The organism is Botrimarina hoheduenensis, from assembly GCF_007859815.1.
GTDB lineage: Bacteria > Planctomycetota > Planctomycetia > Pirellulales > Lacipirellulaceae > Botrimarina > Botrimarina hoheduenensis.
The window spans coordinates 318718-331928 of the sequence record NZ_SJPH01000003.1 but is presented as its reverse complement, the minus strand read 5'-3'; the positions used below and the strand labels follow the sequence as shown (position 1 = coordinate 331928).

Here is a 13211-nt window from a genome sequence, read left to right as displayed (position 1 = left end):
GTCGCGGGCTTCCACTGGCAAACAATAAAAGGAACGAACGATGCGCAACCTGATGGTCATCGGCCTGGCGATGATGGCGTCTGTCGTGGCGGCTGAGGACTGGCCCCAGTGGCGCGGGCCAACCGCCGACAACCACGCGGCCCCCGGTGCCACCGCGCCGTCTGAGTGGTCGGAGACCAGCGGCCTGCGCTGGCGAACGGCGATCCCCGGCCGGGGCCACTCGTCGCCGACCGTCGTAGCAGAGCGAATCTATCTGACCACCGCCGACGAACCGACGCAAACGCAGTCGCTGCTGATCTTGGACCGCTCAACCGGCGCGCTGCTCAAGACGCAGCGCGTTCACCAAGGGAACTTTCCCGCGGAGATCCACCCGAGCAATACGCACGCCAGCCCGACGGTCGCCTCGGACGGCGAGCGCGTCTTCGCCCTGTTCTACAACGACGGCAGCGCCTGGCTGAGCGCGTTCACGCTCGCTGGCGAGCCGCTCTGGAGCGTGCCGGCCGCGCCGTTCAAACCGCAGCAGTACACGTTCGGATTCGGTTCATCGCCGCGGGTCGTGGCGGGGTTGGTGGTGGTGTCTTCGGAGTTCGATGGCACGGGCAGCGGCATTTATGCCTTTGATCCGGCAACGGGCAAGCAGGTGTGGCGCGCGGACCGACCCGAAAGCCTCTCCTATAGCACCCCGTCGCTCGTGCCGGTCGCGGGGAAAGTGCAGCTGATGCTGACCGGCAACCGCCAGGTGGCGGCCTACGACCCGGCCAGCGGAGCGCCGCTGTGGAGCCAGCCCGGCACGACCCGCGCCACCTGTGGCACGATGGTTTGGGAAGAGGGGCTTGGTTTGGCGATGGGCAGCGGCGGCTACCCCGAGTCGTTCACGCTCGCGATCCGCACCACTCCCCCGCACGACGTGGTGTGGGAGAACCGCATCAAGTGCTACGAGCAATCGCTGCTCGTGGCCGCGGGGCACGTGTACTGTGTCGCTGACAACGGCGTGGCGTACTGCTGGCGCGCCGCCGATGGCAAGGAGCTGTGGAAGCAACGCCTGGGCGGTCGCTATAGCTCATCACCCGTCTTAGTGGGCGATAAGATCTACGTCACGAACGAGCAGGGCACCACGTTCGTGTTTCGTGCCGACCCCGCGGCGTTCGAGCTCTTGGCTGAGAATCAGCTGGGCACGAGCGGCTACGCCACGCTAACGCCGCTCGACGGCAAGCTCTATCACCGCTACGCGTCGGGGGACGGCCCGGAACGGCAAGAGTACTTGGTCGCGATCGGCGATTGAGCCTTCCCCGCAGCGCTCACGGCTGCTTAGCCGCCAGGGGGTTTACTCCACTGCGCTGTGCGGCCGATAGCTCGAAACGATCAAGGTTCATCACCTTGTTCCACGCGGCAACGAAGTCCTCGATAAACTTGGGCTCCGCATCGTCGGCGGCGTAGACCTCGGCGATCGCGCGCAGCTGCGAGTTGGATCCCAGCACCAGATCTACCGACGAGGCGGTCCACCGGACCGCGCCGGTCTCCCGGTTGCGCCCTTCGAAGAAGTGCTCGCAACGCGGCGACTTCCGCCACTCGACCCCCATGTCGAGCAGATTCACAAAGAAGTCGTTCGAGAGAGTTTCCGGCCGATCGGTGAAGACGCCCAGCTCCAGATCGTCGGCATTAGCGTTCAGCACGCGGAGGCCGCCGATGAGCACGGTCATCTCGGGCGCGCTGAGCGTGAGCAAGTTGGCCCGATCGATGAGCACCTCTTCGGCGGGGCGATCGAGCTCGCTACCAACGTAGTTCCGGAAGCCGTCGGCACGGGGTTCGAGCACCGCAAACGACTCGATGTCGGTCTCTTCTTGCGAGGCGTCCGTGCGGCCCGGCGTGAACGGAACCGCCACGTTGTGTCCGGCCGCTTTAGCGGCCGTTTCGATCGCCGCGCAGCCGCCCAGCACGATCAGGTCGGCGAGCGAGACTTTTGTGCCGTCTGACTGGGTGCGGTTGAACTCGGTTTGGATCTGAGTGAGCTTCTGCAGGGTCGCGGCGAGTTTCGCGGGTTCGTTGACTTTCCAATCTTTTTGCGGCGCAAGGCGTAGGCGGGCACCATTGGCACCGCCCCGATTGTCACTGCCGCGGAACGTTGAAGCCGAGGCCCAGGCGGTCGCGACGAGATCCCCGACCGACAGCCCCGAGGCAGCGATCTTTTGCTTAAGTGCCGCGGTGTCCTGGGCGTCGATCAGCGGATGATCGACCGCCGGAACGGGGTCTTGCCACAACTGGGCTGCGGGAACATCTGGCCCCAGGCAGCGCGAGACGGGGCCCATGTCGCGGTGCGTGAGCTTGTACCACGCCTTGGCGAAGGCGGTCGCGAACTCTTCCGGATTGTCGTGGAAGCGTTTGGAGATGGGGCCGTAGATCGGGTCCTTCTTCAACGCGATGTCGGTCGTGAACATCATCGGCGCGTGCGACTTGGCGGGGTCATGCGCGTCCGGGACGGTGCCCTGTGCCGCGGCGTCGGCGGGGGTCCACTGCCACGCGCCGGCCGGGCTCTTCACGAGTTGCCATTCGTAGTCGAAAAGGTTGTTGAAGTAGCCGTTGGACCATTCTGTGGGGGTGGTCGTCCACGCCCCTTCCAGGCCGCTTGTGATCGTGTCGCCCGCGTTGCCGGTGCCATGCGTGTTCTTCCACCCGAGGCCCTGCTCCTCGAGGCCGGCAGCTTCGGGTTCGGGGCCAACGTTGCCGGCGGGGCTGGCGGCACCGTGGGCTTTGCCAAACGTGTGGCCACCCGCGATCAGCGCGACGGTCTCTTCGTCGTTCATCGCCATGCGTGCGAAGGTTTCGCGGATGTCCTTGGCCGCGGCCAGCGGGTCGGGCTTGCCATTAGGCCCTTCGGGATTCACGTAGATGAGACCCATCTGCACCGCGGCCAACGGGTTGTCCAGCATGCGTTCGCCCTGGTACCGCTTGTCGGCCAGCCATTCGGTTTCGGGGCCCCAGTCGATATCGTTTTGCGGTTCCCAAACATCTTCGCGACCGCCGGCGAATCCGAAGGTTTCAAACCCCATCGATTCCAGCGCGCAATTGCCCGTGAGCACCATCAGGTCGGCCCACGAAATCTTGCGGCCGTACTTCTGCTTGATCGGCCAGAGCAGGCGGCGGGCCTTGTCGAGGTTGGCGTTGTCCGGCCAGCTGTTGAGTGGTGCAAAGCGTTGCGTTCCGTCGGAAGCCCCGCCCCGACCGTCCGCGACTCGGTACGTGCCCGCGCTGTGCCAGGCCATGCGGATAAACAGCGGGCCATAGTGGCCGTAGTCAGCGGGCCACCACGCTTGCGAGGTGGTCATCAGCGCGGTGAGGTCCGCCTTGAGCGCGTCCAGATCGAGCTGGTTGAATTCGTCGGCGTAACAAAACTCCTCGCCCATCGGATTCCCGCGGGGCGAATTCTGGTGAAGGATCTGCAGGTTCAGCTGGTTGGGCCACCAGTCGCCGTTGGTGTAAGCGCCCCCTGCGGTTTGGCGGTGGGGCGCGCCGGCACCGATCACGGGACACTTGCCGGCCGAGGCCGAGGCCGCGTCTTCGGCACGGGCCTTGTTCGTGGCTTGGAGGACAAGCATCGCGATCAGAACAAGCAGCAAGCGGGGCGACATACGAATAGCCTCGAAGAGAGTTCGGATTATCAGGCAAGTGACCGTCTCGCCCGCGGGCGAAAAGGGCATGTGGTTAAGTCTAGGCTAGCTCGCCATTAAGGCCAATGCATAGTTAAGATAGAGTCGATGCGTTTTGTGCATGCCTAAAGCCGGGGAATGAAGGCCGTGGATAGCGAACAGCTCCGTCAGTTTCTGATGGTAGCCCGACGGGGCAACATCACCCGGGCGGCCGAGGAGCTTTCGATGTCGCAGTCGGCACTGAGCCGCTCGATCCAGCGACTAGAGGAAGAGTTCGGCCAGCCGCTGTTCGACCGAAAGACGCGCGCCGTCGAACTGACCGACGCCGGACAGCTTGTCCAACGCCGCGCGGAGGAAGTGCTCGGCATCTTGGATGATACCAAGGCCCAGATTGCGGATGACGGACGGCTGGGCCGATTGCGGATCGGTGCCATCCCGACCATCGCGCCGTATTTTTTACCGAGCTTTTTGCGCCGTTTTAGCGCCGAGTTTCCGTCGGCAGAGGTTCTCCTCCACGAAGAGACGACCCAGCAGCTGCTCACCCGCTGTCAGCACGGCGAGATCGATCTGGCGATTTTGGCTTTGCCACTCGAAGCAAAGCACGTCGATACGGAGGAACTCTTCAAAGAAGAGCTGCTGCTCGCGATGCCAGTTGGGCATCCGCTCGCGGAGCGTAAGCGGGTCATGCTTGACGACGTCGAGCCGTATCCGTTTGTGCTGCTTAGCGAAGCGCACTGCTTAACAACGAGCGTTGTGAGCTACTGCCGACAACGCTCCTTCCAGCCGGTGGCCGTGGAATCGGCGAGCCAGCTTGCCACGGTGCAAGAGTTGGTGTCGTTGGGGCATGGCGTATCGCTGATCCCGGAGATGGCCCGCCGCTGCGACCCGGCCGAATCGCGGGTCTATCGATCGTTCGACGGCACCAAGCCCCGCCGAACGATCGCGATGGCTTGGAATCCCTACCGCTTCGAGAGTCGCTTGCTCGCGAGCTTCAAGCAGCATCTGCGTGATGTCGCGCGGCATCGCACGGCTGGCAGGGCCACTCGCTAGCACGCTCCGTGAAAAAATCGGGGCCGGCCGCATCCGCTTGCGGTTCGGCGGCGAACTCATTGGTGAGACCCACCGGGACGGCTAACCCGTCACCGGGGCAAATCGCCCTTCATTCGTTTTTGCTACACCAACAGGAAGAGAAAACCATGCTCCGTTCTTTTGTCGCGCTTGCCGCCGCCTTGTCGCTTGCTGCCCCGACTCTTGCTGGCGAATGCGCCAGCAGCTGCCCCGCCTCGCAGGGCAAGCATCACCAAGCCGTGAATCACGGTCACCATGCCGATCAGCATCATCACGGTGCGCAGGCTTCGATGGTTTCGGCCGCTCCGACGGCCGACATTGTTGATACCGCAGTCGCCGCGGGCAGCTTCAACACGCTTGTCGCGGCGGTGAAGGCGGCCGGTCTGGTTGACGCCCTCAAAGGAGACGGCCCGCTGACCGTCTTCGCGCCGACCGACGAGGCCTTTGGCAAGATTCCCGCCGAGACGCTGCAGTCGCTGCTGCTGCCCGAGAACAAGGCCAAGCTGACCGCCATCCTGACCTACCACGTGGTCCCCGGCCGGGTCACCGCCGATCAGGTGGTGAACCTCCGCACGGCGAAGACCCTGCAGGGCGGCGAAGTGGCTATCGGGGTGGCCAACGGCAAGGTGTTTGTCGATGGCGCGCGGGTTCTGAAGACCGATATCGGCACCAGCAACGGCGTGATCCATGTGATCGACACCGTTCTGATGCCGGCCGAGTGAGCCCTTGCCCTGTTCCTCAGACCCCCCGACTGCGACTTTGGTCCCGATCGGTTATCGTCTTTGTCAGCCCACCAGCCGGGAGCGACGCCGCTGCGTCGCTCCCGGTTTGCGGCTTGCTAGATACCGGTCCCGGTGCCTCGCGTCGGGTACCAAGCCACAGCCTTGCGAGTCTGTTCCGTTGACTGCCGTGTTGCCCGCCGAGCCGCTGTTGCCCCGTGTCGCCGCTGGCGATACGTCCGCGATCGAGGCCTGTCTGGATCGGTACAGCGGGTTGGTGTGGTCACTAGCGAGAAAGTACTTCGCGGAAAATGCCGACGCCGAGGACGCGGTGCAAGAGGCCTTTGTCTCGCTGTGGCGCAACGCGGCTCGGTTTGATGCGCGGATCGCTTCGGAAACAACCTTCGTTGCGATGATCAGCCGGCGGCGATTGCTCGATCTGGTGCGTCGCCGGGTGCGTCGTACGCTTGATCGGCCCGACGCCCTTCGCGGCCAGGCAGATCCTTCGCTCGACGAACTCGCGGGCGGGGAAACCGCTTTGCGAGTTGACGGAATCGACTTGGGGCCGGTTGAAGTCAGGGAAGAAGCGAGTCGCGCCCGCACGGCGCTTGCGCAGCTCAAACCCGAACAACGCGAGGTGCTCCAGTTGGCCCTGGGCGAGGGGCTCAGCCAGAGCGAGATCGCCGATCGCACCGGCATGCCGTTGGGGACCGTGAAGTCGCACGCCCGGCGAGGCATGCAGCAACTGCGGTCGGTCCTGTTGAACGAATCGTCGCCCGTGGTTCCCTCATCCCCCCCGTTCCCGCAGGAGGCGAGCCGATGACCATGCCTTCTGAACCCACGCCCGATCTTCCTCGGCCGACCGATTTGTCCCGCCCCCCGCTCACCGGCGATCGCGCAGCGCGGCTTGAAGAGCTGCTGTGCGATCGAGCTGTCTTCGGGCTCGACGCTGCTGACGAAGCCGAACTCGCGCTGCTGATGGGCGACGCTCTCGATACCGCCACCGGGGCCGAGCTGGTCGCGGCCGCGGTCGCGGTCGGCCTGACACCCTCTGTTGCGGACCCGCCGGCGTCGCTGCGTCAACAGTTGCGGTCCGATGCGGCAGACTTCAACTTTGTCCAGGCTGCCGAGCAAGCCCGCTCGTTGCCTGCCCCCACGCCAGCGCAAAGCGGGCTGGCTGACCGGGCTTCGTTGGCAGCGCTACCAAGTGCTGCTCGTCATCGAAGGCTGCGCGATCTGACGTGGGCGTTCGCGGCGGCGGCGAGCCTGATTGTGGGCTTCTGGTTGGGGGGCGGCTACAAGCGCCCCGACACCCTCAGCGCGCCGCTTGCACAAGCGCCGGCCCGACAAATGGAAGCCCTGCGCGCCATTCCCGACTCGCGCACCATCGCTTGGAAGCCGACCGAGGACCCGGCCCTGATCGGCCCCCGGGACGCCGCCGAAGGTTTTGACCGCACCCAATTCAATTGGGGCGAGGTGGTCTGGAGCGACGCCGAGCAGCGTGGCTTTATGGTGTTCAATGGCCTAATGCCCAACGATCCGGAGGTGCAGCAGTATCAGCTCTGGGTTTTCGATGCTGAACGCAGCGCAGATCATCCGGTGGATGGCGGCGTCTTCGACATTCCGGGTAATCCGGGCGAATCGGTGCAACATGTCGTGGTGCCGATCCGAGTGAAGCTATCGGTCAGCCGGGCAACGCTCTTCGCGGTGACCGTCGAGAAGCCGGGCGGGGTGGTGGTTTCGGACCGTTCGCGGTTGCCGCTGCTTGCGCAGCTGTAGGCGTTCTTTTCTCAACGCTCTCCTGGGCGTTTGAGCACCGATCTTCGGGGCTGGCTGCCCCTGCCGGTTGCCCGGCTCAAGGAGCCATTTTGACCGGGGGGCCTTACTACCGGCCGCCGGAAGGGAACCTGCGCTGGCCGACAGCGTTCTCCGCCGCGGTTATAGTGAGGGACCGGTTTCCCCCCGTTCCTCGTCTGCGAGTCTTCTCCCGATGCAACGCCGCAACTTCCTTGCCGCCGCCGCGACCGCCGCTGCGACCGCTGTCACAACCAGCCCAGCGAGCGCACAGTCCACGACTCAAGACGCTGGGACAAAACCGTTTCGGCTGCGCTATGCGCCGCACTTTGGCCTATTCCGGAATGCGGCCGGTAACGATCTGGTGGCTCAGCTCGAGTTTGCTGCCGCCCAGGGCTTCCGCGACTGGGAAGACAACACGATGCACAAGCGGCCCGTTGAAGAGCAAACCCGAATCGCCGCGGCGATGGAGCGGCTGGGAATCCGCATGGGCGTGTTTGTAGCGTACGGTGTTGGCTCGTTCGATAAGCGGAGCTTCACCGGTAGCGATAAGAAGCTGCGAGAAGAGGCGGTCGCCGAGGTCCGCGCGTCCGTCGAGGTCGCGAAGCGCGTGAACGCCAAGTGGATGACGGTCGTCCCCGGCGCTTTTTCAATCGACGTTGAAGAGGGCTACCAGACGGCTCGCTGTATCGATCTGTTGCGGCGTTGTGCCGAGGTGCTCGAGCCGCACGATCTGGTGATGGTGCTTGAGCCGCTCAACTGGTGGAAGAACCACGCGGGCTTGTTCCTGCGCAAGATCCCGCAGGCATACGAGATCTGTCGTGGCGTTGACAGCCCGGCGTGCAAAATCCTGTTTGATGTCTACCACCAGCAGATTCAAGAAGGCAATCTGATCCCCAACATCGATCTGGCGTGGGACGAGATCGCCTATTTCCAGGTCGGTGATAACCCGGGTCGTAACGAGCCTGGGACGGGCGAGATCAACTACCGCAACGTCTTCAAGCACCTGCACACGCGGGGCTTTGACGGGGTGGTTGGCATGGAGCATGGTGCCAGCCGCGGTGGCAAAGAAGGTGATCTGGCGGTGATCGAAGCCTACCGGACCGCCGACGCCTTCTGAGGGGGTCCCCGCGTCTTGGTCATGGGGGGATGATCCGCACGCGGCCGAATTGGTCCGCTCGCTCGAGATTTTTTGCGGAACCCTGCTGTGCGGTCAGGGTTAAGTGCTCGGTGCAGGGAGGCGTCAGTTCCTTCTTTCCCCGAGCCCCGAGTCGATCTCATGCAGGCAATCCGCGGCGCAGTTTACTCGGTCCTTTTGTTAGCCTTCGCGGCGATAGCGTTCGTCACGCCGGCCACCGCGCAGTACGACCTGACGCGACTCACTCAGCTAGCGCGAGGGGCCCTCGTGGGGGTGGGGGTAGATACCCCCGTGACAGGTTTCGAGCTGCTCGTGCTACAGCACGGCCAGCCCATCTACCACCGCGCGTTTGGCGACATGTCGCTGGGCGAGGTGGTCAGCACCGACAGCAGCAGCAAGACGATGAGCGGTGCGCTGATGATGGCCCTCACGGACAACGTCTCGGGCTTCTCGCTCGAAAGTCGGCTGGCCGACTATTTGCCGGAGTACCGCAAGCCGGGCTACGGAGCGATCACGCTCCGCCAGGCGTTCACTCACACCTCAGGTCTACTGGGTCAGGACGCGGGCTCTTCGATCCTGGCGAATCCGAATATCACGCTCCGCCAGTCGGCGGCGTTGATCGCCGATACGCCGCTCGAGAACGGCCCGCCCGGGTCAACGTTTGCCTACGGCGGCCTGTCGATGCAGGCCGCTGGTGCCGCGGCTGAGGTGGCCACCGGCGCATCGTACACGAGCCTCTTCGATCAGTTTATTGCCGACCCGTTGCAGCTGCAAAGCACGCGCTTTCGCCTAGCGAGCCCCACCAATCCTCGCGTGGCGGGGGGGATCGAATCGACCGCCACCGACTTCGCCCGGCTGATGGACATGCTGCTGAACAACGGCGTCGATCGGGCGACCGGAGCCCGCGTGTTGAGCGAAGCCGCGGTGGAGGAGATGCTTACACGGCAAACGACCGACGCCCAGGGAATCGACCAATCGCCGACCGACAACAATCGGTACGGGATCGGGGTGTGGCTCGATCAGCTGACGCAGGCCGGTCCCGCGGTCGATGCGCTAGCCGGGGGAGCCCGCGGTTTTCACAGCTGGATTGATCAAGACGAAGGGCTCGTGTTCGTTTTCTCAACCGATCGCACGCGGTTCAGCAATGTCGAAGAGCTGTCTTCGCGGATGCACACGGCCATCCTGCGCGCGATTCCCGAGCCCAGCGCGGCGGGGCTGTTGGCGTGCGGCTTGCTGCTAACGGGCAAGCGGCGGCGCTCGTCTTAAGAACGCCGCTGCTGCCGGTTGGTTACGACATCTTGACGATAACGCTCTTGGTTTCCAGGTAGTTATCCAGTCCCGCGGCACCCTTTTCGCGACCGATACCGCTGTGCTTGAACCCGCCGAACGGCGCGGCGATGTCGAACACGTCGTAGCAGTTGATCCACACGGTGCCGGAGCGGATCTTTGCCGCCAAGCGGTGGGCCTTGTTGATGTCGCGTGTCCAGACCGCCGCGGCGAGGCCAAAGGGCGTGTTGTTGGCGCGCTCGGCCACCTCGTCCAGGTCCGAGAACTTCAGCACGCTCATCACGGGGCCAAAGATCTCGTCGCGCGCGATCCGCATGTCGTCCTTGACGCCGGTGAAGATGGTCGGCTTAACGAAGTAGCCGCGGTCGCCGTGCCGCTCGCCACCCGAGACGCACTCGGCACCGTCTTGCTTGCCGTAGTCGATGTAGCGCAGCACTTTTTCGAGCTGGGCGTGATCGACCTGAGGTCCTTGCTCGGTCTGGGGATCGAACGGGTCCCCAACACGCCGTGAAGAGTTCTTCGTGATGAGCCGATCGACAAACTCGTCGTGGATCTTGTCCTCGACAAACAGTCGGCTTCCCGCGGTGCAGCACTGCCCTTGGTTGAAGAACAAGCCGAAGTGGGCTCCATCGACAGCGGCTTGCAGGTCGGTGTCGGCGAGCACCACGTTGGGGCTCTTGCCACCCAGCTCGAACGTGACCCGCTTGAACGTGTCGAGCGCGTCCGCCTGAATGATCTTGGCGGTCGAGCCCTCGCCCGTGAACGCGATCTTATCGACCTGCGGGTGCTTGACGAGCGCCGCGCCGGCCGTCGGTCCGTAACCCGGCACCACGTTGATCACCCCCGGCGGGAAGCCCGCCTCGTGGGCCAGCTGGGCCATCCGCAGGCAGGTGAGCGGCGTCTGTTCGGCCGGCTTCATGACGATCGTGCAGCCCGCGGCCAGGGCCGGGCCCCACTTCCACGCCGCCATCAGCGCCGGGAAGTTCCACGGGATGATCTGACCCACTACGCCGATCGGCTCGCGGCGCGTGTAGCACAGGTAGTCGCCGCTGATGGGGATCGTGTCGCCGTGAATCTTGTCGGCCCAGCCGGCGTAGTACTTGATGCACTCAACCACCAGTGGGATGTCGGCGGCGCGCGAGTCGCGGATCGGCTTGCCGTTGTCGAGCGTTTCCAGGGCCGCCAAGTACTCGGCCTCTTCTTCCATCAGTTCTGCGAGGCGGTACATCAGCTTGCCGCGTTGGCGAGCGTCCATGGACGACCAAGGGCCGCGCTCGAACGCCTCGCGGGCGGCGGTGACCGCCCGGTCGATATCCGCCGCATCTCCCTCGGCAATGTGTGCGATCACCTCTTCGGTGGCCGGGTGGAGTGTCTCGAAGGTCTTGCCGCTGAGGGCGTCAACCCATTCGCCGTTGATGTAACACTGCGTGTTGCGGATCTCCGGGCGAGCGACGGGCTTGGTGAGGGTCGCCATGCGTAGAACTCCGAGCGAGAAGAGCGAACAGGAAAAATAGAAAAAACGACGAGAGCCAAACAGCGAGGCCCCAGCCTAGCGAACGGGGTCCACGATTGTCACGCCTCCCCCCCCGTCGGGGAACCAACAAAACGCAAGCCCGAATTGCTTGACGAAGGGTCCCCCCAACCCTCTATAACGAAGATTGGCTAGCAGCGGTTCTCGTCGGGCGTTGCAGCGGGGGCGAGTTTCTTCCTCTAAACGGTTGTGAGCGCTGCCATGAAAGGTCGGTTCGGGATCTTGTTGGTGGCCGGGGGACTCGCCGTCGCGCTGACGGCGGGCGAAACCCTTGCCCAGAACGCCAATCCCTCGTACTACGGGACGCCGCGCGGTCGGTATTCGCGCTCTTACAGCGGCGATTACCGGGCCAATCACCCCATCACTGTGCCCACCTTTAATCTGCCGGTGTATGGCGGGGGTTACTACTACGGCCCGCGCAGGGGCGTTCCGTATTATCCCGGCTATTACTATCAGCCGCCGGTTATCTACCCGCCGATTGTGGTTTACGGCTTCTGAGCCGCAGATCGAAGACCCGGCTGCGGCCAAGCTGGTGTTATCCCAGCAGGCGCTTCAACCAGCCGTCGGTCTCGACGCGCTCCATACCGGCTTGGGCGGCGAGCTGCTTGTGCAGCGCAGCGGTGGTCCGCGTGCCGTGCAGGTTGACCGTCTTGAGGCTGCCCATACGCGGCAGCGCTCGATAGCCCTCGTCGCTCATTCCCAAACCGCTCAGATTGAGCGCATGGACGTAGGGCAACGTTTCGACTTCGGCCCCGAGGGCCCGCGCCTCGGCGTCGCCAAAGTTCGTTCCCGAAAGGTCGATCTCAACCAGCTGTTCCGCGAGCAGCGCAAAGTCTTCCCCGACGGTATCGGCTAGCCAATCGAGCGACTTCACCACGACCCGTCCGCCCCAGTCCTCGATCAATTCAACGGCCCGTAGCTGATCCAGGTACGAAGTCATCTGGGCACCGAGCCAGGGCAGCCGCTTGCCGCGCTCCGAGGCGTAGGCCATCGCCTCTTCAAACGCGCGCTGCACCTCGACGAACTTTTCGGTGGTGCCGCCGTGGTCGGGATGCACCTCGCGCGCCTTGGCGAAGTAAGCCTGCTTGACGTCTGCTTGGGTGACGGGTAGCGAGAGACCCAGCCGCTCGAGCGCGGCGTGCTTGGGCTTGTGGCGACGGCTCGAGTCGTGCGAATCCGACATGCCGAGGTACGCTTGTCTCTAGGCTTGAATTAGCATTACTGTCAGAAGCATCGACACGCGATCGACACCCTGCGGTCCTAACTCTATCTGAAGCGACGGTGCCGATCTATCGGCAGGAAAAACCAAAAGAGCAGCGCATGAATCTCTTTTCGCTACTCATGGCCCTGGTCGCCTTGATCTTCTCGCTGGGGATCGTGGTTTCTCGGCGATGGACGTTGTGGAAGTCGATCCTGTGCGTGTTGCTCAGTGCGTTGCTTCCGCCGGCGGTGATTGTCACGGCACAGGTCGGCCGGGTGCGATCACCTTCATGGATTTCATGGGGCGTGAGGCTCGCCCTCTTTATCGGGCTGGGCGCAGCGGCTCTTTCGCTGGGCGATTACTTCGCGGAGAAGAACGCTGCTTACCAGCAGTTCTGTGTCGCCGCCATCTACACCCTGTCCGAGACGGCCACTGTTCCGCTCGGGACTTCGATGACGAACGAGGATGGCGTGGCTTTCGAGTTTCCTAAGGGGTTCACTCTGCCGTTTGTGATCGCTGCGTTCGGAATCGGCCTCGGTCTGCTCTTCTTCGCCCAACCGTTTCAGCACGCGCTGGTCTTGGGGATTTTGGGGGGTGTGCTGGGCTTTGTCGTGAAGGCCTTGGACTACGCCTGGCTGGTCGATCACGCTGAAGAAGGCTATCGGACCATGCAAACGGAGACGCTACAAATTCCTATGTTGATTCTGTTGCTGATCGCCATGCTGCTAGCGCTCTTGACGGCAAGAAAAACCGTTACGGAAGAGGAACCGCATGCGAACGAAAGCGAAAGCGCAGCAGCGAGCGCTTAAGCTATCTGGTCGGTTGTGTC

12 protein-coding genes are annotated in these 13211 nt (G+C 63.8%); 9 read left to right on the top strand and 3 right to left on the bottom strand.

The genetic code is table 11. The annotated features are described in order from the left end of the window. Positions 1-40: 40 nt before the first annotated feature. The gene (locus Pla111_RS08700) at positions 41-1282 is read left to right on the top strand and encodes a PQQ-binding-like beta-propeller repeat protein (RefSeq protein ID WP_146573382.1); all 1242 of its coding nucleotides are present in this window, start codon (positions 41-43) and stop codon (positions 1280-1282) included. Between the two features lie 16 nt (positions 1283-1298). Here Pla111_RS08700 and katG read toward each other — a convergent pair whose 3' ends face one another. Beyond that, the gene (gene katG / locus Pla111_RS08695) at positions 1299-3626 is read right to left on the bottom strand and encodes a catalase/peroxidase HPI (RefSeq protein ID WP_146573380.1); all 2328 of its coding nucleotides are present in this window, start codon (positions 3624-3626) and stop codon (positions 1299-1301) included. Positions 3627-3791: 165 nt separating this feature from the next. Between katG and Pla111_RS08690 the strand changes: the two genes are divergently transcribed. From Pla111_RS08690 to Pla111_RS08665, 6 genes are all read left to right on the top strand, one after another. Continuing rightward, positions 3792-4694, top strand: coding sequence for a LysR family transcriptional regulator (locus Pla111_RS08690; protein ID WP_146573896.1), 903 nt, complete (start codon positions 3792-3794; stop codon positions 4692-4694). Between the two features lie 146 nt (positions 4695-4840). Next, the gene (locus Pla111_RS08685) at positions 4841-5434 is read left to right on the top strand and encodes a fasciclin domain-containing protein (protein WP_231930850.1); all 594 of its coding nucleotides are present in this window, start codon (positions 4841-4843) and stop codon (positions 5432-5434) included. Between the two features lie 187 nt (positions 5435-5621). Further along, positions 5622-6254, top strand: coding sequence for an RNA polymerase sigma factor (locus Pla111_RS08680; protein WP_231930928.1), 633 nt, complete (start codon positions 5622-5624; stop codon positions 6252-6254). Beyond that, a complete protein-coding gene (locus Pla111_RS08675; protein WP_146573378.1) occupies positions 6251-7210 on the top strand; it encodes an anti-sigma factor in 960 nt (319 codons plus the stop codon). The genes Pla111_RS08680 and Pla111_RS08675 overlap by 4 nt, the downstream gene beginning before the upstream one ends. Positions 7211-7421: 211 nt before the next feature. Then, positions 7422-8345: a hydroxypyruvate isomerase family protein gene (locus Pla111_RS08670; protein WP_146573376.1), complete on the top strand. Its 924-nt coding sequence runs from the start codon at positions 7422-7424 to the stop codon at positions 8343-8345. A 159-nt stretch (positions 8346-8504) separates the two neighbouring features. Then, on the top strand, positions 8505-9629 hold the full coding sequence (locus tag Pla111_RS08665) for a serine hydrolase domain-containing protein (RefSeq protein WP_146573375.1): 1125 nt from the start codon (positions 8505-8507) through the stop codon (positions 9627-9629). Positions 9630-9651: 22 nt separating this feature from the next. On the opposite strand, the gene Pla111_RS08660 is transcribed toward Pla111_RS08665, so the two are convergent. Further along, positions 9652-11124: an aldehyde dehydrogenase family protein gene (locus Pla111_RS08660; RefSeq protein WP_146573373.1), complete on the bottom strand. Its 1473-nt coding sequence runs from the start codon at positions 11122-11124 to the stop codon at positions 9652-9654. Between the two features lie 258 nt (positions 11125-11382). Between Pla111_RS08660 and Pla111_RS08655 the strand changes: the two genes are divergently transcribed. After that, on the top strand, positions 11383-11679 hold the full coding sequence (locus Pla111_RS08655) for a hypothetical protein (RefSeq protein WP_146573371.1): 297 nt from the start codon (positions 11383-11385) through the stop codon (positions 11677-11679). Between the two features lie 37 nt (positions 11680-11716). On the opposite strand, the gene Pla111_RS08650 is transcribed toward Pla111_RS08655, so the two are convergent. Next, positions 11717-12364 carry a J domain-containing protein gene (locus Pla111_RS08650; protein ID WP_146573369.1) on the bottom strand — a complete coding sequence of 216 codons (648 nt, stop codon included), beginning with the start codon at positions 12362-12364 and terminating at the stop codon, positions 11717-11719. A 137-nt stretch (positions 12365-12501) separates the two neighbouring features. On the opposite strand from Pla111_RS08650, the gene Pla111_RS08645 reads away from it, so the two are divergent. Then, on the top strand, positions 12502-13191 hold the full coding sequence (locus Pla111_RS08645; RefSeq protein WP_146573367.1) for a hypothetical protein: 690 nt from the start codon (positions 12502-12504) through the stop codon (positions 13189-13191). Positions 13192-13211: the final 20 nt, after the last annotated feature.

Coding starts and splice junctions, on each gene's coding strand:
- Pla111_RS08700 (WP_146573382.1), top strand. CDS start 41: ATGCGCAACCTGATGGTCATCGGCCTGGCGATGATGGCGTCTGTCGTG.
- katG (WP_146573380.1), bottom strand. CDS start 3,626: ATGTCGCCCCGCTTGCTGCTTGTTCTGATCGCGATGCTTGTCCTCCAA.
- Pla111_RS08685 (WP_231930850.1), top strand. CDS start 4,841: ATGCTCCGTTCTTTTGTCGCGCTTGCCGCCGCCTTGTCGCTTGCTGCC.
- Pla111_RS08675 (WP_146573378.1), top strand. CDS start 6,251: ATGACCATGCCTTCTGAACCCACGCCCGATCTTCCTCGGCCGACCGAT.
- Pla111_RS08670 (WP_146573376.1), top strand. CDS start 7,422: ATGCAACGCCGCAACTTCCTTGCCGCCGCCGCGACCGCCGCTGCGACC.
- Pla111_RS08665 (WP_146573375.1), top strand. CDS start 8,505: ATGCAGGCAATCCGCGGCGCAGTTTACTCGGTCCTTTTGTTAGCCTTC.
- Pla111_RS08660 (WP_146573373.1), bottom strand. CDS start 11,124: ATGGCGACCCTCACCAAGCCCGTCGCTCGCCCGGAGATCCGCAACACG.
- Pla111_RS08655 (WP_146573371.1), top strand. CDS start 11,383: ATGAAAGGTCGGTTCGGGATCTTGTTGGTGGCCGGGGGACTCGCCGTC.
- Pla111_RS08650 (WP_146573369.1), bottom strand. CDS start 12,364: ATGTCGGATTCGCACGACTCGAGCCGTCGCCACAAGCCCAAGCACGCC.
- Pla111_RS08645 (WP_146573367.1), top strand. CDS start 12,502: ATGAATCTCTTTTCGCTACTCATGGCCCTGGTCGCCTTGATCTTCTCG.